This window comes from Microbacterium zouquanmingi, from assembly GCF_052266675.1.
In the GTDB taxonomy this organism is placed as follows: domain Bacteria; phylum Actinomycetota; class Actinomycetes; order Actinomycetales; family Microbacteriaceae; genus Microbacterium.
Genome location: NZ_JBQPRA010000001.1, coordinates 229,416 through 247,811 on the forward strand (window position 1 = coordinate 229,416; position 18,396 = coordinate 247,811).

The following is an 18,396-nucleotide window of genomic DNA, read 5'->3' on the forward strand; positions in this document are numbered from 1 at the left end:
CGACATGGCACGTGACCGCAAGAATGAAGAACCCGTCGTCGAACGGGCAGAGGGCGACGTCGCCCCCAACGCCGTCTGGTTCAAGCCCGTCATGCTCGGCTTCATGCTGCTGGGGCTCGCGTGGATCCTCGTCTTCTACATCTCGGGCATGCAGTTCCCGATTCCCGGCATCGGCTCGTGGAACCTCGGCATCGGCCTCGGCATCGCGCTGATCGGCTTCTTGATGACGACCCGGTGGCGATGAACGCCCCTTGATCTGCTCGAGATGCCCCTCGCTTCGGCGAGGGGCATCTTTGTGCTCTGCTCCGGAGGGTCGCGCTGCGGAAAGCTGTTCGCGCGGCTGAAGTAACCGCAGCGCGAGTCGCGAAGAGCAGCGCGAGCGCTCAGCGCGTCGACGGAAAAGTTATCCACAGGTCTGTCCACAGCCTGGGGAGAATTACACGGTTGTTATTCACAAGGGTGGAGAAGTCTGTTAACAACTTCTGACCGGGCAGTTAAGCCGTGATGATCAGCGGTGGGATGAACGCGACCACCAGGATCAGTACGACAACGACCGCGATGAGCAGAAGGATCTGCCACCTGCGCTGGGCGCGGCGTCGGGTGCGCGTGTAGATGAACGCGATCAGCGCGCCCACGATCGCCCCGCCGAGGTGCGCCTGCCAGGCGATGCCGCCGACGAAGAAGCCGAAGGCGAAGTTCACGCCGAGCACGATGAGGATTCCGGTGACGTTCGCACCGATGTGCCGGCCGATGATCAGGAGCGCTGCGAGTAGGCCGAAAATCGATCCGGATGCTCCGACAGTTGCTGTGTTCGGGGCCAGCAGGGCGACCATGACAGATCCGCCGAGCCCGCTGATCAGATAGAGGGCGAGATAACGGACGCGGCCGAGCATCGGTTCGAGATTCTGACCGAGCATCCACAGCGCGAGCATGTTCAGCGCCAGGTGGATGAAACCGCCGTGCACGAAGATCGCCGTGAGCAGACGCCACGGCTCGAACGGCATCCCCGACAGACTCGGGTACAGATAGGCCGCATGAAAGAGGAGGGCGCTGGAGATCTGGTCACCGAGGCCCGGGATGAGCTGAACCAGCCCGATGAAAGAGGTGATGGCGAGAAGCGCGTAGGTGACGACGGGCTTGCCGCTGCGCGTTGCCATGGTGAGCGAGCCAGCGGACCGGCGTCCCCACTGGCGCTGCGCGCGCTTCTGCGCGGGTGTGCGGTTCTGCTGCTGCTGCTTCATGCACTCCGGGCAGATGACGCCGACCGCAGCCTGCGTCTGGCATTCGGGGCAGATCGTGCGCATGCAGCGCTGGCAGAGCACGAAGCTCTGGCGATCCGGATGGCGGTAGCAGAAGTTGTCGCGGTTGCTCGCGAATTCAGAAGACGTCATCCGGATCGGCCAGAGAGTGCGGAATCAGACCGCGACGATGTCGACCGACTGCAGGACGACGTCCTCGACCGGACGGTCACCGGCAGCGGTGGGAACGGCGGCAATGGCGTCGACGATCTTCTTGGACGCGTCGTCTGCGACCTCACCGAAGATCGTGTGCTTGCCCTGCAGCCACGGCGTCGGGTCAGTGGTGATGAAGAACTGTGAGCCGTTCGTGCCCTCTGCCTTGCCCGTGATGGCATTGCGGCGAAGGCCTGCGTTTGCCATGGCGAGGATGTAGGGCTCGTTGAAGTTGAGGTCCATGTTGATCTCGTCGTCGAAGTTGTAACCGGGGCCGCCGACGCCCTGACCGAGCGGGTCGCCGCCCTGGATCATGAAGTTCGGGATGATGCGGTGGAAGATGACGTCCTTGTAGAGAGCGCCCTCACCCGGCTTGCCCGTGGCGGGGTGGGTCCAGTCCTGGGTTCCGTCGGAGAGGCCGACGAAGTTCTTGACGGTCTTCGGGGCCTGGTCGCCGAAGAGGTTGACGACGATGTCGCCATGGTTGGTGTGGATGGTGGCAACGTGTGAGTGCTGAGGCATGCACTTATTCTTTCAGAGGTTCGTATGAGATGGCCGATTCTCCCCTTGCATCCAGCCTTGTCTGGCAAGATAGTGAACCCGTACTCCCCATCGACAGGAGAACATTGTGAGCCTCACCCGCAAGCGGAAAAAGGAACTGCGCCGTCTGCAGAACGACGCGACCGAGCTTTGGGAACACCAGCAGGAGCTCGTCGGCCACGCGGCCGGGATCGCACGTGAGGCCGGTCGCCAGCTCGGCAACGTCGGCCGCGAGCAGGTCTTCCCGATCGTCCAGGACGCCTACAAGCGCAATGTGGCCCCGACTGTCGATCGCGGCGTCAGGATCGGTCGCCACGTCGTGGATGACAAGGTCGTCCCGCTCGTCGGCGGTGTCGTCGGCAGTGCGCTCTCTGCGTGGGATGTCGCGAACGCCAAGCGCCAGGGACTGACCGTCACCAATGGTCGCATCATCAAGAAGAAGCAGGGCCCGGGCCTCGGATCGATCATCGCGATCGTGCTCGGCGCAGCGGCAGCCGCCGGCGTTCTCTACGCAGCGTGGCAGGCACTGCGCGCAGATGACGAGCTCTGGGTCGCAGACGACCCGCTTTCTGCACCTGACGCGTGAGCCTCGACCGCGTTCGAGATGCCGCGGCCACCCGTGGCCTCGACATCGAGATCCGCGAGCGGCCTGAAGCCGGTAGCCTCCATGAGGCTGCCGGGCTTCTCGGCATCTCGGCATCCGGCATCGTGAAGACCCTTGTGGTCAAGCGCCGCGATGACACCTACCTGTTCGCGCTGATCCCTGGCGGTCGCTCGATCTCGTGGCCGAAGCTGCGCGCACTCGTCGGAGCGAACAAGCTGCGCCTTCCCGAGCCGGAACTCGCCCTGGCCGCAACCGGTTTTGAGCGCGGCACGATCGTTCCGATCGGCAGCTCGACCGACTGGCCGATCTACGCCGACGAGTCGATCGTCGGCCAGCGCATCGCGATGGGGGCCGGAGCACACGGATACAGTCTGTTCGTGGATGCCGACGCGCTCATCGTGGCGTATGGGGCGACCGTCGCTGACATCTCGGTTCCGGAGTAGTCATTTCGGCTCCCGAGTAGTCAGAGAATCCCGGCCATTCGCAGCGCGATGTCGACGAGCTTGACTCGTTGCAGGCTGGCCAGCTCGGGCACGATGAACCACCCCGCCATGTCGGTCGAGCCATTCTCCTCGAAGCGGAGCCTGCCACCGGTGATCGCTGCGCGATAGACGATGCGCAGGGTGTGCAGCGGAGCATCCGATGCCGGCGACCGACGGGTGGCGGGGATCACCCGCGAGTGGACGCCGAGCAGCTCGAGCACCCGCGCAGAGTAGCCGGTCTCTTCGCGAACCTCTCGGCGCACGGCGTCTTCGGGGTCTTCGCCTGGCTCGAGGCCACCGCCGGGCATCGTCCACGCGACACGACGGCCGCCGGTCCAGCGCGCAAGCAGGACGCGGCCGTCATCATCGGTGATGACTGCGTACGCAGCGACACGCAGATCCATGCCCTCACACTACTGGCAGGTCGCGGAACTCCTGACTAGATTACATACCGCGCGGTCGGTATGATGAAGATGTCGTGCACTGCCGCATGACCACAGGGAGGTCGGATGCTGATCCGTGGAGCCGTGCTGGAGACTTCCGGCACCCCGTCCCCATTTGCCAAGTCTCGCCCGTTCACGATCGGCGAGATCGAACTCGATCTACCATCGCACGGGGAACTGCTCGTGCGCATCGAGACGGCGGGCATCTGCCACTCCGACCTCAGCGTCGTCGACGGCAATCGGCCACGCCCACTGCCCATGCTTCTGGGGCACGAAGCCGCTGGCATCGTCGAAGAGATCGGCCCCGGCGGCTCAGATATCGCCGTCGGCACGCGCGTCGTGATGACATTTCTTCCGCGGTGCGGTACCTGCGAGAACTGTCAGACCGACGGGCGGCTCCCGTGCATCCCCGGCTCTGCCGCGAACAATGCCGGCACTCTCTTGAGCGGCGGGATCCGCTTGCGTCGGCCGAGCGGCGAAAGCGTGCATCACCACCTCGGCGTCAGCGCCTTCGCCACGCATGCCGTCGTGAGCCGCAGCTCGGTCGTCGCCGTCGCCCCTGATGTGCCGGCATCGATCGCCGCGCTGCTCGGCTGCGCCGTGCTGACCGGCGGGGGAGCAGTCGTCAATGCTGCCCGTCCCGCACCGAACGACCGAGTGATCGTCGTGGGGCTCGGCGGTGTCGGCATGGCGGCTCTGCTGGTCGCCATCGCGCTCGGCCATGAGGTGATCGGTGTGGATGCTGTGCCGGCCAAGGTCGCTCTCGCCCGCGAACTCGGCGCTGCCGCCGCGTTCGAACCTGCCGACGCTGCCGCGGCCGGATTGCTTGCCCCCGTCGTGATCGAAGCCGCCGGCTCCGCTCGGGCGTTCGAGACGGCGCTGGCGCTCACTGCCCCCGGCGGCACGACCGTGACCGTCGGGCTGCCGGCACCGGATGCCACGGCGACTGTCTCTCCGCTCCTGCTGACCGCTCAGGCGCGCACGATCATCGGCAGCTATCTCGGCTCGGCCGTTCCTGAGCGCGACATCCCACGCTACGTCGAACTCTGGCGCGCAGGCCGGCTTCCGCTGGAGCGACTCGTCTCCTCGCACATCCAGCTCGACGATCTCCCCGAGGGCATGGACCGCCTCGCCTCGGGCACCGAGCTGCGTCAGCTGCTCATCCTCTGACCCCCGAACCGACCACCACCGAACCGACCCCACCGAAAGGACCCTCGATGACTCGAACCGCCATCGTGACCGGAGCCGCCCGCGGCATCGGCGCCGCCACTGCCATTCGTCTCGCTGCCGACGGCAACGCCGTTGCCGTTCTCGACCTGGATGAAGCAACCTGCGCTGCGACGGTCAAGACCGTCACAGCTGCCGGGGGGCGCGCAATCGCCGTCGGCGCAGACGTTGCTGATGCTGACGCGGTCGCCGCAGCCGTCGATCGCATCGCAGACGAGCTCGGCGCACCGACGATTCTGGTGAACAATGCCGGAATCATCCGCGACAACCTGCTGTTCAGGATGACCGAGAACGACTGGGACAGCGTGATCTCCGTGCACCTTCGCGGCGCCTTCCTGATGAGTCGCGCCGTGCAGAAGCACCAGGTCGATGCCGGTTGGGGTCGCGTCGTGAACCTCTCCAGCACGTCTGCGCTCGGCAACCGAGGCCAGGCGAACTATGCCGCCGCAAAAGCGGGCATGCAGGGCTTCACGAAGACGCTCGCGTTCGAACTCGGCCGCTACGGCGTGACCGCCAATGCGATCGCCCCGGGATTCATCGTCACCGATATGACCAGGTCCACCGCCGACCGTCTCGGGGTGGAGTTCGACGACTTCATCGAGCACATGGCGAAAGAGGTCGCTGTGGGACGCGCGGGTCACCCCGAGGACATCGCTGCCGCGGCCTCGTTCTTCTGCTCTGAGGAGGCTGGTTTCGTCTCGGGTCAGGTGCTCTACGTCGCAGGAGGGCCGACCTCATGAGCATCGTCGCCGCGACACCGGCTGCTCTTACCGAAGCGATCGGTCAGAGTGCCACCGGAGAATGGTTCACCATCGATCAGGCGCGCATCCAGGCATTCGCGGATGCCACCGAGGACTGGCAGTGGATTCATCTGGATGCGCAGCGCGCAGCATCCGGCCCGTTCGGTGCGACGATCGCACACGGCTACCTCACCCTTTCGCTGCTTCCTCGCCTCACCGATGGGCTTCTGCAGGTCGATGGCGCGTCAATGGTCGTGAACTACGGCATGGACAAGGTGCGTTTTCTGCAGCCGGTGACGGCGGGGTCTCGGGTTCGCGCCTCCACCGAGATCACCGCAGCCGAGAGCGGACCGCAGGGCTGGCGGATCGGCATGCGCACCACGGTCGAGATCGAAGGCGCTGAGCGGCCGGCACTGGTCGCGGAGACCATCGCGCTGTTCATCCCCGCGTAAGCAGACGCGAAAGAGGCGCGACCGGCGGGGTCGCGCCTCTTTCTTGTGCCGCGTCACATGCGTTCGAGCACCATGGCCATGCCCTGTCCGCCGCCGACGCACATCGTCTCGAGGCCGTATCGGCCACCTGTGGCGGCCAGGCCGTTGATCAGCGTCGACGTGATGCGCGCCCCGGTCATGCCGAAGGGATGGCCCACCGCGATCGCGCCGCCATTCACATTCAGGCGCTCCTCGTCGATACCGAGCTCGCGCGCCGAAGGAATCACCTGTGCGGCGAATGCCTCATTGATCTCCACGAGATCGATGTCGCTCACCTCAAGCCCTGCCAAGGCGAGCGCGCGCCGGGAGGAATCCACGGGACCGAGCCCCATGATCTCCGGCGACAGCCCGCTGACGCCCGTCGAAACGATTCGGGCGAGCGGCTGGAGCCCCAGCTCATTGACCACGCGGTCCGAGACGATCACCACGGCTGCCGCTCCGTCGTTCAGTGGGCAGCAGTTTCCGGCCGTGACCGTGCCGTCGGGGCGGAACACGGGCTGCAGCCCCGAAAGCGACTCTTCCGTCACGCCCGAACGCGGCCCGTCATCTGCTGAGATGACCGTGCCGTCGGCCAGGGTCACCGGGGTGATGTCCTGCGCCCAGAAGCCACTGGCGATGGCCGCCTCCGCGCGCTGCTGCGAGCGCGCGGCGAAAGCATCCTGTTCTGCGCGGGTGATGCCGTGCACCTGCGCGACGTTCTCGGCGGTCTGCCCCATCGCGATGTATGGATCTGGAAGCATCCCCCCGGTTCGCGGATCGGTCCAGACCGGAGCATCCGCCTGCGATCGCTCCGACGAACGGCCCTGCGCCGCGCCGAACACGGGGTTCTCGATCACGTTTCCTGGCGAGGCATCTGCCGCGCCAGACGCGTAACGACTGACCATCTCGACGCCGGCCGAGACGAAGATGTCTCCCTCGCCGGCCTTGATCGCGTGGAACGCCATGCGGGTGGTCTGCAACGACGACGAGCAGTACCGATTGACAGTGGTGCCCGGCACGCTGTCGAGCCCCAGCAGCACCGAGACGATGCGGGCGATGTTGAATCCCTGCTCTCCGGCCGGCTGACCGGTGCCGAGCAGCAGGTCATCGATGCGCGACGGGTCAAGACCCGGCACCTTGTCGAGGGCGGCCTGCACCATCCGGGCGGTGAGGTCGTCACCCCGCAGTGACGTGAGCGACCCCTTTCCGGCGCGGCCGATCGGGGAACGGGCAGTGGCGACGATGTATGCCTCGGTCATGAGGTCTCCTGAGGTTGGGTGTGATCAGACGAAAGCGGGGATGCCGGTGATGGCGCGGCCGACGATAAGGGAGTTCATGTCGTACGTGCCCTCGAAGGTGTAGACGGCCTCGGCGTCGGCGAAGTAGCGCGCGACGCCATGGTCGAGCTGGATACCGTTTCCGCCGCAGATCTCGCGGCTGCGGGCGACGACCTCGCGCATGCGCTTGGTCACGAAGGCCTTCGCCATCGCCGAGTGGTGATCGCGCTGTTCGCCCTCATCCTGCAGTTGCGAGACGCGCATGCACATCGCGATGGATGCCGTGATGTCGGCCAGCGAATCGGCAAGCTTCTGCTGCACGAGCTGGAAGGAGGCGATCGACTTTCCGAATTGGATCCGGTTCTTCGCGTAGTCGAGGGATGCTTCGTAGGCGCCGACGGCGACGCCGAGCGCCTGCCAGGCGACATCGCCACGCGTCAGGCGGAGCACTACGGCGAGATCGCGGAATCCGTTGATGTTCTGCAGCCGGTCGCTTTCGGCGACCACGACGTTCTCGAGCACGATGTCGGCGTTCTCCACCGCACGCAGCGACTGCTTGCGCTCGATCTTCGTGCCGGTGAATCCGATCGCCGGGGTGCGGACGAGGAAGCCCTTGACCTGATCGTCGGCGACATCGCGCGCCCAGATGACGACGAGGTCTGCGAAGGCGCCGTTCCCGATCCAGCGCTTCGCGCCGTTGAGCACCCACTCGTCTCCGCGGCGCTCTGCGGTGGTCTCAAGACCCCTGGCGGTGTCGGAGCCGTGGCCGGGCTCGGTGAGGCCGAAGGCTGCGACGAGCTCCCCTGCGGCGAGCGTGGGCAGCCACTGCGCCTTCTGCTCTTCCGATCCGCCGACCCAGATCGAGGTCATCGCGAGGCCGCTGTGCACACCGATGAAGGTCGCGGTGGAGGGGTCGGCACGCGAGATCTCCATCGCGACCCAACCGCGGAACACCGCGCTGTTCTCGTACTGCGCTGTTTCAGGGAACGCGTGGCCGTAGAGACCGAGTTCGGCGATCCGCGGCACCAGATGGCGTGGGCTCTCCGCACGCTCCCAGTGGTCGTCGGCGAACGGCCGCACTTCCGTATCGAGGAACTCGCGGATTCCGCGCAGTGCTCGCTGCTCCGTGTCGGTGAGACGACTCTGGAACTCATAGAAGTCGGCAGCCAACAGGTCAGCGGGTGCGGCATCCGTCAGGGCGGATGGGGCGAGGGTGGACGTCATCGTTTCTCCGATCGTCAGTGATCACCATCGAGTATGCATCAAATCCAGAAACGTTGCACAACAAATCTCGAAACGTTGCACGCGGCGGTCTCAGCGCGGGTAGAGTTCTCGCATGACCAGCACCACGACAGCCCCCGAAGCGACGGATGCGACGATCGCCGACGTCGGCCTGTCGACCGCCCCCTCGTGGCTGTCCGAGCGCCTGACCGCCCACGCGGATGCCGCACGCGCCTTCGACGCCGCGCGCGCGAGCTTAATCGCCGGTCACCGCATCGATATGGGCGGACTTGCCGCTTCGCTCGGGATCGAGCGCACCTCGCTGTTCCGCTGGGTCGGAAACCGCGACGCACTGCTCAGCGAGGTACTGTGGTCGCTGGCGGTGCCCACTCTCGCGCAGGCAGAGCATGCCACCGCACAGCTCAGCGGCGGCGAGCGCATCGCGGCGATCCTCACTCACTTCGTCGACGATCTGATCACTGCGGACTATTTCCGTGAGTTCCTGCGTCGTGAGCCCGCCCGCGCACTGCGCCTGCTCACGACCAAGGAATCTCCGATCCAGCGCCGTTACGTTGCGACGGCCGAGTGGCTGATCCGTCGCGAACTCGGCGACGAGCCGCTCGATGGAGCCATCGATCCCGCAGGGCTGGCGTATCTGCTGGTGCGGATGTCCGAGTCATTCACCTACGCCGACCTGATCTCGGGGGATCAGCCCAGCGCTGCGCGCGCTCGCATCGCCTTCGCACTTCTGCTGCGCGTCGACGGCTGAGCCGCCCCGCCGACACTGCTCAAGGAGGAGCCCATGGCCGCATTCCGTGTGCGCGAACCGTTCACGACCCGGTGGAGTGACAATGACCAGTACGGTCACATCAACAACACCATCTACTACCAGGCGATGGATACCGCGGTGAATGCCTGGATGATCCGCGCGGGCGGCCTTGACCCGGCGGGCTCAGCGATCGCGCTGTGCGCGGCGTCCTCGTGCGAGTTCCACGCCTCCGCGTCGTACCCCGATCCGCTCGAGGTCGGCATCGGCGTCGAGCGCCTCGGAACCACCAGCATCACCTGGTCGCTGGGCATCTTCCTCGGTGAAGAGCAGATCGCGACGGGGCGCTTCGTGCATGTCTTCGTGGATGCCGAGAGCAGGCGGCCGGCGGCAATCCCGGCATCCATTCGCAAAGCGATCGAGGACCAGATCCTCTGAGAGATCTGCGCAACAAACCGACCATCCGGTATGGTTAGGTGACGGCTCACCGCAGAGTCGCAGGAAGGTGGGCGCAGATGCCTGAAGTTCCCGGGCTCGACGTGACGGCACTGACCGCGTGGCTGACTGCCACCCATCCTGAGATCGACGTGCCAGCCGCATTGCATGCTGCCGTGATCGCCGGTGGGCGCAGCAACCTGACCTACTCCGTCGACGGGGCTGCGATCCCGCTGATTCTGCGCAGGCCGCCGCTCGGACACGTGCTCTCCAGTGCTCATGACATGGGCCGCGAGCACCGGGTGATCTCAGCTCTCGCCGGCACCCCGATCCCGGTTCCGGTCGCCATCGACATCGTCGACGACACCGACGGCACCATCACCGGCACGCCCTTCTTCCTGATGAAGCGCGCACCGGGCCGCGTGCTGTCATCGCGCACGCAGAACAGCGAGTACACCGCCTCGGGACTCCACCAGCTCAGCATTCGACTGGTGGAGCATCTCGCGGATCTGCACGCGGTCGACCCCGCGGCGGTGGGCCTGGGCGACTTCGGCCGCCCGGATGGTTACCTCACCAGGCAGCTCTCGACCTGGCGCCGACAGCTCGACGCCTCCCGGTCTCGCGAGACACCCAACCTCGACCGTCTGCAGGACAGTCTCGTCCAGGACATCCCCCAGACCTCGTGGAGCGGCATCGTGCACGGCGACTACCGCCTCGACAATGCCCTCGTGGACGGGCCGAGTGACCATCCGCGCATCTCCGCGATCCTCGATTGGGAGATGGCAACCCTGGGCGACCCGCTCGTCGACCTCGGCATCTTCGCGCTGTACTGGGACCTCGCCGACCTTCCCGGTGGCGGCAGTGCCGTACCGAGCGCCGTCGACCAGAACGCGGGATACCCGAGCTTCGATGAGCTCGCCGACGCGTACGCCGCGCACGCCGGCATCGTGCTACCCAGCCTCAACTGGTACCGCGCATTCGCCGCATACAAGCTCGCCGTCATCCTGGAGGGCATCCACTGCCGTTACCGCGCCGGCGACACCGTCGGCGACGGATTCGAACGAATGGGCGGACTCGTCGAGCCGCTCGCACAGAAAGGACTGCGGGTGCACTGATGGACTTCGCCCCTGATACACGAACCTCCGAGATCACCGCGCAAGTGCGCGCGTTCATCGACGAAGAGGTCATCCCCGCGGAGCCCGTGCTCGAGCACCAGCTCGCGGCGACTCCCGATGAGTGGTCGTTCCGCCCGATCGTTCGCGAACTGCAGCAGAAGGCGCGCGAACGCGGACTGTGGAACCTGTTTCTGCCCGGCGACCCCGCAGTGACAGGCGCCGCCGGGCTCACCAACCTGCAATATGCGGCGGTCGCCGAGCTCACCGGGTGGAGCCCCAAGCTCGCACCGGTCGCCCTCAACTGCGCAGCCCCTGACACCGGAAACATGGAGGTGCTGAACGAGTTCGGCACGCCAGAGCAGAAGCAGCAGTGGCTGACGCCGCTGCTGAACGCCGAGATCCGCAGTGCGTTCTGCATGACCGAACCGGATGCCGCCTCCAGCGACGCCACGAACATCGGCACCAGCATCCGGCGCGTAGGAGACGAGTACGTCATCGACGGTCGGAAGTGGTGGTCGACGGGCGCCATGAACCCGGATGCCGCGATCTTCATCGTCATGGGCAAGACCGATCCGAACGCAGATCGCCACCGTCAGCAGTCGATGATCCTCGTCCCCAGAGACACCCCTGGCGTGCGCGTCACCCGTCCACTGACTGTCTTCGGGTACGACGATCGTGACCACGGCGGCCACGCCGAAGTGGAGTTCACCGGCGTCCGGGTACCGGCGTCGAACCTGATCGCCGGAGAGGGCGATGGATTCGCCATCGCGCAGGCGCGACTGGGCCCAGGCCGCATCCACCACTGCATGCGCGCCATCGGCATGGGGGAGCGGGCGCTGTCGCTGCTGACCGCCCGGGCCAACTCCCGGCACACGTTCGGGCGCACGCTTGCCGAACAGGGCGTGATTCGGGAGTGGGCAGCGGAAGCCCGCATCCAGCTCGAGGCGCTGCGACTGCTGGTGCTGAAGACCGCGTGGCTGATGGACACCGTCGGAAACCGCAAGGCGATGACCGAGATCCAGGCCATCAAGATCGCCGTTCCCCGCGCGATCCAGACGATCATCGACCGGGCCATTCAGGTGCACGGCGGTGCGGGTGTCTCCAGCGATACCCCACTCGCCGAACTGTACGCCGGGATTCGCTCGCTGCGGATCGCCGACGGACCAGACGAAGTGCATCTCTCGAGCCTCGGCCGCGCGCAGCTGCGCCTCTGACATCTACCCACCGACATCCACGTCAAAGGAGACATGATGACCCACACCCCAGACCCCGCCGTTGATGGACCGGGCTTCCCGACGCTCTCGGTCGCCTCGATCCTCGCCGAATCAGCCGTTCGGCACGCTGACCGTCCGGCCATGCACTTCGCCGGCACAACCACCACCTACAGCCAGCTGTGGGACCAGACCCGGGCGTACGCCGGAGCACTGCGTGCAAGGGGCGTCGGCAAGGGCGACCGCGTCGCGCTGCTGATCCCCAACGTGCCGGATTTTGCCCGCGCCTATTACGCGGTGCTGTCGCTCGGGGCGATCGCCGTGCCGGTGCACCTGCTGTTCAAGGCCGAGGAGATCGCGTACGTGCTGCGGGATTCCGAGGCGGATCTGCTGATCGTCGCAGCACCCCTGCTCGGCGAGGCAGTCCCTGCCGCACACGAAGCCCAGGTCCCATTGACGACGGTGCTGCTCCCCCCGGATGCCGGAGTCGAGCTTCCTCGTCTGGAGGTGGAAGCCGCGGCATCCGAACCGATCGCCCGTCACGTGGCGACGGGAGCGCTGGATGCCGCGACGATCCTCTACACGAGCGGAACGACTGGCACCCCGAAGGGCGCCGTCGGCAGCCACCTCTCGATCGTCGAGCAGGTGCACACGACCCTCATCGACGCGTTCGACCTGCGCGCCTCCGACGTCGTCTTCGGCGGTCTTCCGCTGTTCCACACGTTCGGCCAGACCGCGGTGATGAACATGGCCTTCCGGGTGGGGGCATCGGTCATCCTGCTGCCGCGCTTCGATCCGGACGAGGCCCTGGCGCTGATGGTGGCGCAGCAGGCAACGGTGTTCACGGCGGTGCCGACGATGTACGTCGGGATGCTGGAGGCTGCCCGCCGCTCTACTGACAGGCCGCCGCTGCGCTATGCGGTCTCGGGAGGCGCAGCGCTGCCGGTGGCAGTTCTCGAATCCTTCCACGATGCCTATGACGCCGATGTTCATGAGGGCTACGGGCTCACCGAGACTGCGCCGACTGTGTCGTCGAACCCGCTCGGAACGCCGATCCGTCCCGGAACAGTCGGCCGCACGCTGTGGGGTGTCGATGTCGCCATCGCCGACCCGGAGGTCGATGACTGGATCGTCCTCGACGAAGAGCCCGGCGCACTCGGCGAGATCGTCGTCCGCGGCCACAACCTCTTCAAGGGATACCTCGGGCGCGCGGATGCCTCCGCGGCAGCCGTTGTCGACGGCTGGTTCCGCACCGGCGATCTCGGCACCTACGTCGATGGCGTCCTGACGGTCATCGACCGCAAGAAGGACATGATCGTGCGCTCGGGCTACAACGTGTACCCCACCGAGGTCGAGGCCGTGCTCGCCCGCCACCCCGGAATCGCCGTCGCCGCCGTCTTCGGCGTTGCCGACGACGTCAAGGGCCAGGAGGTGCACGCGGCCGTCGTCGCCCTCGACGGTGCAGAGCTCGACGCCGAAGAGGTCATCTCCTTCGTTCGCGATCGGATCGCGGCCTACAAGTACCCCCGCGTGATCCACCTGGTCAGCGAGCTGCCCCTTGGCAGCAGCGGCAAGGTTCTCAAGCGCGAACTGGTGGAGCAGTTCTCCGCTGTGTGAGCACTGAGATGCCGAAAGAGGCGGCCCGGATCTGATCCGGACCGCCTCTTCTGTGCTACCGGTCAGGACCCGGGCACCCCTTCAGCGGTGAGCTTCACGGGTGACTGATCGACCACGGTGATCTCGCCGCCCTCGACCATGTAGGTTGAGCCGACGTAGTCCTGCACGCCCTGATCGACCATGCTGATTCCGACGCCGAGATAGGCGGCGTGGTTGTCGCTGCTGAACGAGAGCGGGAGGATGCCGTTGCCGACGAGATCGCCCGAGCGCACAGCATCCACCAACGACGCGCGCGTCGGGTTCTCACCCGCGGCGGCGAGCGCCTCTGCGAACAGGTAGGCAACGCTCATACCGTAGATGGTGTTGCCGTCGAAAGGTGCACCATCGTTGTACTCGTCGTTGATCTGTGTGAACAGCGTGACCCACTCGCTGTCACCGTCGAGTGCGGGCAGGTAGTTCGTTCCGACGAATCCCTGCAGGAGCTTGGGCCCGACCTCTTCACCGAGGTATCCGATCAGTGTCGGGTAGTCCGCGCCAGAGGACGAGGAGAACCACTGCGGGAACCAGCCCAGCTGCGCGGCGGTGCCCACGGCGAGCGCGGTGAACCCGTTGATCGTGCCGAGGATGTTGATCTCGCAGCCGGCCGCCTGCATCGCGCCGATCTGCGCGGTGACGTCCTGGTTCGAGGTCGAATAGCGCTCGACGTGCGCGAGGCCGCCCTCGCCGAGAGCGAGCTCGGCGCCGACGATCATCTCATCGCCGAAGTCGTCGTCCTGCCCGAGCAAGCAGACCACCTTGTCGGGATACTCGTCCGCGGCGTACTGCGCGAGGGCAGCGCCCTCGACGACATAGTCGGCATTGAACCCGAACGTGAAGGGGTACTTCTCGGGCTGGTTCCAGTTGGTGGAGCCGGAGGCGACGAAGAGGTCGGGCACCTCGTTCTGGTTGAGGAAGTCGAGCACGGCGTTGTGCGGCGCCGTGCCGAGACCGTTGACGATCGCGAAGACCTCGTCCTCCTGCACGAGTTCTCGCACGACGTTGAGGGTGGTGGCCGGGTTGTACCCGTCATCCTTGACGATGTACTCGATCTCGCGCCCGTTCACACCGCCCTTCTCATTCAGGTAGGCGAAGTACGCCGTGGCTGCGGCCGAGATCGACGCGTAGCCTGCGGCAGCGGGTCCGGTGAGCGGGGTGTGCGTGCCGATCGTGACGGTGTCGTCTGTGACACCGGGAGTCGCGACATCAGTCCCGGTCTGAGCGGGTGTGCTGCAGCTGGCGAGCGCGATCGTCAGGGCTGAGGCCGTGACGAGGGTCGCGATCCGCCGCAGCGGGGAGTGCTGTGACATGGTCCACCTCTTTCGTTGATACGGGTTTTGCTGAACGGATGCGGAGGCTTGCGAGCCCTCCTGGACGGGCGAGGATCGTGATGATGAGCAGTACGCCGAACACGAGCACCGGCAGGTTTCCGGCGAGACGCTGAGCCAGCTCTGACGGCAACGGGAGAGCTGCGGTCGCGGCGCCGATGGCCCACGGCAGCATCACGACGAGGACGGCACCGATTGCCGCGCCGCCGATGCTGCCGAGTCCGCCGAGGACGGCGGCGACCAGCAGGAGGAGCGAGAACGCCAGGGTGTAGGCGCCGGGGCTCACCGACTGGGTGATGAAGCAGAGCACCGCACCGCCTGCCCCTGCGGCGAGGGCGCTGACGGTGAAGGCGCTGACCTTGACCCGGCCAGCGGCCACGCCGTTGAGGCGGGCAGCGGTCTCATCGTCGCGGACAGAGCGCATCCGCAGTCCGAGGGCGCCGGCGCGCAGCAGCGCGAGGGTCGTGACGACGACGCCTGCGACGAGGATGGCCACCCAGGCCTGCCACTGCTCCAGCGCGATGATCATGCGCAGGGCCTCGGGCACTCCGTCATATGCGATCTGCAGGCCCTGGTCTCCTCGGAAGACTCCGGAGAACACCGCGGTGACCGCGGGGACGGCGATGACGAGCGCGAGAGTGACACCGGCGAGATAGGGGCCGTGCAGGCGTGCTGCGGCGAGCCCCAGCAGCAGCCCGAGGAGACCAGCGGCGATGACTGCGACGAGGAACGACACCACGAACCGCACGGCACCATCGATGCCGACTTCGGTCATGGCGTTGGAGGTCAGGGCATAGCCATAGCCGCCGGTGGCCATGAGGGCTGCGTGTCCGAGTGAAAGCTGTCCGCTCTGACCGACCAGCAGCGTGAGGCCGGCAACGGTGCAGAACGTCGCAGCGATGGTGGCGAGTTGGAAGTTGCGATACGGATCCAGCAGGAACGTGCCGCCGATGGCGAGCAGGGTGAGGATCACGCCGAAGATGATCGTCCGGCGAGGTCCCCCGAGCCCTGGCAGTATGCGAGTCATGCGGTACGCGCCTCTCGAAGGGAGAACACTCCGCCTGGTCGCAGCAGCAGCACCGCGACCAGCAGCAGGAGCACGCCGATCGGCGCGGCTGTAGCGCCGAGGTAACCGGTGATCAGGGTCATGAGAACTCCGACGACGAGTCCGCCGAGCATCGCGCCGGCCGGAGAATCAAGACCGCCGACGACCGCCACGGCGAATGCGTAGACGAAGAGCATGTCGGTGGAGTGCGGGTTGAGACCGAGCTCCGTGGGAACCAGCAGGATCGCGGCGAGCGCCGCGACTGCGCTCGAGAGCATCCACCCGATCGTCACCATCCGGTTCACCCGCACGCCAAGCACGCGGGAGACTTCGGGAGAGAAAGCGGATGCGCGCAGCTGCAGGCCGAGGGAGGTGCGCGTGAACAGAATGGCAAGACCCGCCATCACCACGAGTGCAACCGCGAGGATGAACAGATCGTTCGGCGACAGCAGCGGCACACCGCCGACGATGATGGGCGCGTCGTCGAACGGCGCGGTCATCGGCCGGTACTGCGGACCGAACAGGATGCCGAGCAGCGACTGCAGCACCAGTACGAGGCCGATCGCGACGATGACTCCCGTGAGGGGATTGGCCTGCGGAGCGAAGCGCATCACCCCGCGTTCCACGACGAGACCGACGACGGCGCCAGCGATCAGTCCTGCGCCAAGGCCCGCGAAGTAGTTGCCGGTGAGTCCGCTCACCGCGAAGGCGACGTAGGTGGCGACTAGTGCCATCGCACCCTGGGCGAAGTTGATGATGCGCGCTGCCCGCCAGATCAGCACGAGCGACAGCGCGAACAGCGCGAAGATCGCTCCGCGGGCAAGACCGGTGGCGACGAGAAAGGCGAGACGATCCATCAGAACCCCAGGTAGGCGTGTCGTATGGCGGCGTCGCCGGCGAGTTCGGATGCCGGAGCATCCGCCACCAGGCGACCAAGGTCGAGCACTGCACCTCGATCGGCGATCGAGAGCGCGCTGGTCACGTTCTGCTCAGCGAGCAGGACCGTGATGCCGTACTGCACGGCCGCGTCGCGGAGCGTGGCCATCAGCTGCGCGACCACGAGCGGAGCGAGTCCGAGCGACGGTTCGTCGAGAGCGAGCACCCGCGGCTGCGAGATGAGGGCGCGGCCGAGAGCCAGCATCTGGCGCTCCCCGCCGGAGAGCTGGTGACCGTCGGCAGTGCGACGCCTGGCGAGCGGCTCGAACAGCTCGAAGATGTCGGCGATCGCCCGCTCTCTGGCGGCACCCCGGTGACGCCAGAGAGCACCGAGCCGCAGGTTCTCCTCGACGGTCAGTTCGCCGACGACGCTCTGACCTTCCGGTACGAGCGCCACACCGCGGCGGGCGCGGTCCTCCGTGCGCAGAGCGCCGAGGTCTTCTCCGTCGAGCGAGATGGATCCGGATGCCGCCGGCACGAGCCCTGCGAGCGTGCGAAGCAACGTGGTCTTTCCCGCGCCGTTCGCGCCGAGCAGGGCCACGATCTCACCTGCCTGCAGATCGATGCTGACCTGCTGCAGGACCGGCGCGCCGCCGTAGCCGACCGTGAGGTCGCTGATCGTGAGAGCCGCGCCGTTCATGCTGACAGCTCCTCTGCCGCGGCATCCGCCGCTTTCACGCCGAGGTAGGCCTCTTCGACGCGCGGGTCACCTCGGACTTCGGCGGGAGAGCCGCAGGCGATCATCCGGCCGAAGTCGAGCACCACGATGCGATCGGCGATGCCCATGACGAAGTCGACGTGGTGCTCGACGAGGAGCACCGCGCACCCGGCATCCGCCACCTGACGCACGGTGGCGCCCAGCGACTGGATGTCTTCTGCTCCCAGGCCTCCGGCCGGCTCATCCAGCAGCAGCATCGACGGCCCCGTGACAAGAGCCCTGGCGAGGGCTGTGCGCTTGCGGTCGGGGTAGGCGAGAGAGTCGACCGGGCGATCTGCGAGGGCGGTCAGGTCCAGGGCGTCGAGCTGTGCATCGACGGCGTCGTCGGCGTCCTTTCGCCCTGCGACCGGCACCCGCACGTTCTCGCGCACGCTCAGCCCCCTGAAGAGCCCGAGGCCCTGAAGCGTGCGGGCGAGCCCTCTGGCCGTGAGACCGGCTGTGCGCCGCGGCACCGGCCGACCGTCGAGCGTGATCTGACCGCGGGTGCGCACCAGTGCGCAGATCGCGTTGAACACCGTGGTCTTGCCCGCGCCGTTCGGTCCGATCAGTGCGACGACTTCTCCTGGACGCACGGTGAAAGAGACGTCGTCGACGGCGGTCAGACCGCCGAACGTCACCGTGAGATGGCTCACGTCGAGCCTGGCGGGCTGGGCCCCAGGCTGCAGGCTTTGGGTATTCATCGGCACCTCTTCGTGTCGCTGGTGTGATCACCATACATCAGAAACCGACCGGGC

The 18,396-nt window shown here is 66.6% G+C and carries 21 protein-coding genes; 11 read left to right on the plus strand and 10 right to left on the minus strand.

Features of this window, described 5'->3' with window-relative positions; genetic code table 11:
* Window positions 1–4: 4 nt before the first annotated feature.
* Window positions 5–244, plus strand: coding sequence for a cell division protein CrgA (locus ACTU6V_RS01075; RefSeq protein WP_443469709.1), 240 nt, complete (start codon window positions 5–7; stop codon window positions 242–244).
* 250 nt (window positions 245–494) lie between these two features.
* On the opposite strand, the gene ACTU6V_RS01080 is transcribed toward ACTU6V_RS01075, so the two are convergent.
* Window positions 495–1,391 carry a rhomboid family intramembrane serine protease gene (locus ACTU6V_RS01080; RefSeq protein WP_443469710.1) on the minus strand — a complete coding sequence of 299 codons (897 nt, stop codon included), beginning with the start codon at window positions 1,389–1,391 and terminating at the stop codon, window positions 495–497.
* A gap of 24 nt (window positions 1,392–1,415) precedes the next feature.
* Complete coding sequence (locus tag ACTU6V_RS01085) at window positions 1,416–1,973, minus strand: peptidylprolyl isomerase (RefSeq protein WP_443469711.1); 558 nt, start codon at window positions 1,971–1,973, stop codon at window positions 1,416–1,418.
* A gap of 106 nt (window positions 1,974–2,079) precedes the next feature.
* Between ACTU6V_RS01085 and ACTU6V_RS01090 the strand changes: the two genes are divergently transcribed.
* Window positions 2,080–2,577 carry a DNA helicase gene (locus tag ACTU6V_RS01090; protein WP_443469712.1) on the plus strand — a complete coding sequence of 166 codons (498 nt, stop codon included), beginning with the start codon at window positions 2,080–2,082 and terminating at the stop codon, window positions 2,575–2,577.
* Window positions 2,574–3,038, plus strand: coding sequence for an aminoacyl-tRNA deacylase (locus tag ACTU6V_RS01095; protein WP_443469713.1), 465 nt, complete (start codon window positions 2,574–2,576; stop codon window positions 3,036–3,038). The genes ACTU6V_RS01090 and ACTU6V_RS01095 overlap by 4 nt, the downstream gene beginning before the upstream one ends.
* Window positions 3,039–3,058: 20 nt before the next feature.
* On the opposite strand, the gene ACTU6V_RS01100 is transcribed toward ACTU6V_RS01095, so the two are convergent.
* Complete coding sequence (locus ACTU6V_RS01100) at window positions 3,059–3,481, minus strand: NUDIX hydrolase (protein ID WP_443469714.1); 423 nt, start codon at window positions 3,479–3,481, stop codon at window positions 3,059–3,061.
* 105 nt (window positions 3,482–3,586) lie between these two features.
* Here ACTU6V_RS01100 and ACTU6V_RS01105 point away from each other — a divergent pair, with 105 nt between their 5' ends.
* Genes ACTU6V_RS01105 through ACTU6V_RS01115 form a run of 3 tightly spaced genes read left to right on the plus strand, consistent with a single transcriptional unit; the run spans window position 3,587 to window position 5,939 of the window.
* Window positions 3,587–4,690 carry an alcohol dehydrogenase catalytic domain-containing protein gene (locus ACTU6V_RS01105; RefSeq protein WP_443469715.1) on the plus strand — a complete coding sequence of 368 codons (1,104 nt, stop codon included), beginning with the start codon at window positions 3,587–3,589 and terminating at the stop codon, window positions 4,688–4,690.
* Window positions 4,691–4,737: 47 nt separating this feature from the next.
* The gene (locus ACTU6V_RS01110; RefSeq protein ID WP_443474690.1) at window positions 4,738–5,487 is read left to right on the plus strand and encodes an SDR family oxidoreductase; all 750 of its coding nucleotides are present in this window, start codon (window positions 4,738–4,740) and stop codon (window positions 5,485–5,487) included.
* Entirely contained in the window at window positions 5,484–5,939 is a 456-nt protein-coding gene (locus ACTU6V_RS01115; protein WP_443469717.1) for a MaoC family dehydratase, read from the plus strand. The genes ACTU6V_RS01110 and ACTU6V_RS01115 overlap by 4 nt, the downstream gene beginning before the upstream one ends.
* Window positions 5,940–5,992: 53 nt before the next feature.
* On the opposite strand, the gene ACTU6V_RS01120 is transcribed toward ACTU6V_RS01115, so the two are convergent.
* Together ACTU6V_RS01120 and ACTU6V_RS01125 are read right to left on the minus strand one after the other, a co-directional pair.
* Window positions 5,993–7,216: an acetyl-CoA C-acetyltransferase gene (locus ACTU6V_RS01120; protein WP_443469718.1), complete on the minus strand. Its 1,224-nt coding sequence runs from the start codon at window positions 7,214–7,216 to the stop codon at window positions 5,993–5,995.
* A 24-nt stretch (window positions 7,217–7,240) separates the two neighbouring features.
* Window positions 7,241–8,458, minus strand: a complete 1,218-nt coding sequence (locus ACTU6V_RS01125) for an acyl-CoA dehydrogenase family protein (protein WP_443469719.1) — start codon at window positions 8,456–8,458, stop codon at window positions 7,241–7,243.
* Between the two features lie 112 nt (window positions 8,459–8,570).
* Here ACTU6V_RS01125 and ACTU6V_RS01130 point away from each other — a divergent pair, with 112 nt between their 5' ends.
* From ACTU6V_RS01130 to ACTU6V_RS01150, 5 genes are all read left to right on the plus strand, one after another.
* Entirely contained in the window at window positions 8,571–9,224 is a 654-nt protein-coding gene (locus tag ACTU6V_RS01130) for a QsdR family transcriptional regulator (protein WP_443469720.1), read from the plus strand.
* A gap of 33 nt (window positions 9,225–9,257) precedes the next feature.
* A complete protein-coding gene (locus ACTU6V_RS01135) occupies window positions 9,258–9,659 on the plus strand; it encodes an acyl-CoA thioesterase (protein ID WP_443469721.1) in 402 nt (133 codons plus the stop codon).
* A 77-nt stretch (window positions 9,660–9,736) separates the two neighbouring features.
* Entirely contained in the window at window positions 9,737–10,771 is a 1,035-nt protein-coding gene (locus ACTU6V_RS01140) for a phosphotransferase family protein (protein ID WP_443474691.1), read from the plus strand.
* Window positions 10,771–11,985, plus strand: coding sequence for an acyl-CoA dehydrogenase family protein (locus tag ACTU6V_RS01145; RefSeq protein WP_443474692.1), 1,215 nt, complete (start codon window positions 10,771–10,773; stop codon window positions 11,983–11,985). Before ACTU6V_RS01140 ends, ACTU6V_RS01145 begins: the two co-directional genes overlap by 1 nt.
* A 36-nt stretch (window positions 11,986–12,021) precedes the next feature.
* The gene (locus ACTU6V_RS01150) at window positions 12,022–13,599 is read left to right on the plus strand and encodes an AMP-binding protein (protein WP_443469724.1); all 1,578 of its coding nucleotides are present in this window, start codon (window positions 12,022–12,024) and stop codon (window positions 13,597–13,599) included.
* A 62-nt stretch (window positions 13,600–13,661) separates the two neighbouring features.
* On the opposite strand, the gene ACTU6V_RS01155 is transcribed toward ACTU6V_RS01150, so the two are convergent.
* The 5 genes from ACTU6V_RS01155 to ACTU6V_RS01175 are packed head-to-tail and all read right to left on the minus strand — an operon-like array spanning window position 13,662 to window position 18,342.
* Window positions 13,662–14,945, minus strand: a complete 1,284-nt coding sequence (locus ACTU6V_RS01155) for an ABC transporter substrate-binding protein (RefSeq protein WP_443469725.1) — start codon at window positions 14,943–14,945, stop codon at window positions 13,662–13,664.
* Window positions 14,842–15,990, minus strand: a complete 1,149-nt coding sequence (locus tag ACTU6V_RS01160; RefSeq protein WP_443469726.1) for a branched-chain amino acid ABC transporter permease — start codon at window positions 15,988–15,990, stop codon at window positions 14,842–14,844. Before ACTU6V_RS01160 ends, ACTU6V_RS01155 begins: the two co-directional genes overlap by 104 nt.
* Window positions 15,987–16,865: a branched-chain amino acid ABC transporter permease gene (locus ACTU6V_RS01165; RefSeq protein ID WP_443469727.1), complete on the minus strand. Its 879-nt coding sequence runs from the start codon at window positions 16,863–16,865 to the stop codon at window positions 15,987–15,989. Before ACTU6V_RS01165 ends, ACTU6V_RS01160 begins: the two co-directional genes overlap by 4 nt.
* Window positions 16,865–17,584, minus strand: a complete 720-nt coding sequence (locus ACTU6V_RS01170; protein ID WP_443469728.1) for an ABC transporter ATP-binding protein — start codon at window positions 17,582–17,584, stop codon at window positions 16,865–16,867. Before ACTU6V_RS01170 ends, ACTU6V_RS01165 begins: the two co-directional genes overlap by 1 nt.
* Window positions 17,581–18,342 (minus strand): ABC transporter ATP-binding protein, encoded by a 762-nt coding sequence (locus ACTU6V_RS01175; RefSeq protein WP_443469729.1) that lies wholly within the window; start codon window positions 18,340–18,342, stop codon window positions 17,581–17,583. The genes ACTU6V_RS01170 and ACTU6V_RS01175 overlap by 4 nt, the downstream gene beginning before the upstream one ends.
* Between the last annotated feature and the right edge of the window lie 54 nt (window positions 18,343–18,396).

Bases quoted from the DNA above. Each gene is read 5' to 3' on its own strand.
- ACTU6V_RS01075 (WP_443469709.1), top strand. From the start codon at position 5: ATGGCACGTGACCGCAAGAATGAAGAACCCGTCGTCGAACGGGCAGAG.
- ACTU6V_RS01080 (WP_443469710.1), bottom strand. From the start codon at position 1,391: ATGACGTCTTCTGAATTCGCGAGCAACCGCGACAACTTCTGCTACCGC.
- ACTU6V_RS01085 (WP_443469711.1), bottom strand. From the start codon at position 1,973: ATGCCTCAGCACTCACACGTTGCCACCATCCACACCAACCATGGCGAC.
- ACTU6V_RS01100 (WP_443469714.1), bottom strand. From the start codon at position 3,481: ATGGATCTGCGTGTCGCTGCGTACGCAGTCATCACCGATGATGACGGC.
- ACTU6V_RS01105 (WP_443469715.1), top strand. From the start codon at position 3,587: ATGCTGATCCGTGGAGCCGTGCTGGAGACTTCCGGCACCCCGTCCCCA.
- ACTU6V_RS01110 (WP_443474690.1), top strand. From the start codon at position 4,738: ATGACTCGAACCGCCATCGTGACCGGAGCCGCCCGCGGCATCGGCGCC.
- ACTU6V_RS01115 (WP_443469717.1), top strand. From the start codon at position 5,484: ATGAGCATCGTCGCCGCGACACCGGCTGCTCTTACCGAAGCGATCGGT.
- ACTU6V_RS01120 (WP_443469718.1), bottom strand. From the start codon at position 7,216: ATGACCGAGGCATACATCGTCGCCACTGCCCGTTCCCCGATCGGCCGC.
- ACTU6V_RS01125 (WP_443469719.1), bottom strand. From the start codon at position 8,458: ATGACGTCCACCCTCGCCCCATCCGCCCTGACGGATGCCGCACCCGCT.
- ACTU6V_RS01130 (WP_443469720.1), top strand. From the start codon at position 8,571: ATGACCAGCACCACGACAGCCCCCGAAGCGACGGATGCGACGATCGCC.
- ACTU6V_RS01135 (WP_443469721.1), top strand. From the start codon at position 9,258: ATGGCCGCATTCCGTGTGCGCGAACCGTTCACGACCCGGTGGAGTGAC.
- ACTU6V_RS01140 (WP_443474691.1), top strand. From the start codon at position 9,737: ATGCCTGAAGTTCCCGGGCTCGACGTGACGGCACTGACCGCGTGGCTG.
- ACTU6V_RS01145 (WP_443474692.1), top strand. From the start codon at position 10,771: ATGGACTTCGCCCCTGATACACGAACCTCCGAGATCACCGCGCAAGTG.
- ACTU6V_RS01150 (WP_443469724.1), top strand. From the start codon at position 12,022: ATGACCCACACCCCAGACCCCGCCGTTGATGGACCGGGCTTCCCGACG.
- ACTU6V_RS01155 (WP_443469725.1), bottom strand. From the start codon at position 14,945: ATGTCACAGCACTCCCCGCTGCGGCGGATCGCGACCCTCGTCACGGCC.
- ACTU6V_RS01160 (WP_443469726.1), bottom strand. From the start codon at position 15,990: ATGACTCGCATACTGCCAGGGCTCGGGGGACCTCGCCGGACGATCATC.
- ACTU6V_RS01165 (WP_443469727.1), bottom strand. From the start codon at position 16,865: ATGGATCGTCTCGCCTTTCTCGTCGCCACCGGTCTTGCCCGCGGAGCG.
- ACTU6V_RS01170 (WP_443469728.1), bottom strand. From the start codon at position 17,584: ATGAACGGCGCGGCTCTCACGATCAGCGACCTCACGGTCGGCTACGGC.
- ACTU6V_RS01175 (WP_443469729.1), bottom strand. From the start codon at position 18,342: ATGAATACCCAAAGCCTGCAGCCTGGGGCCCAGCCCGCCAGGCTCGAC.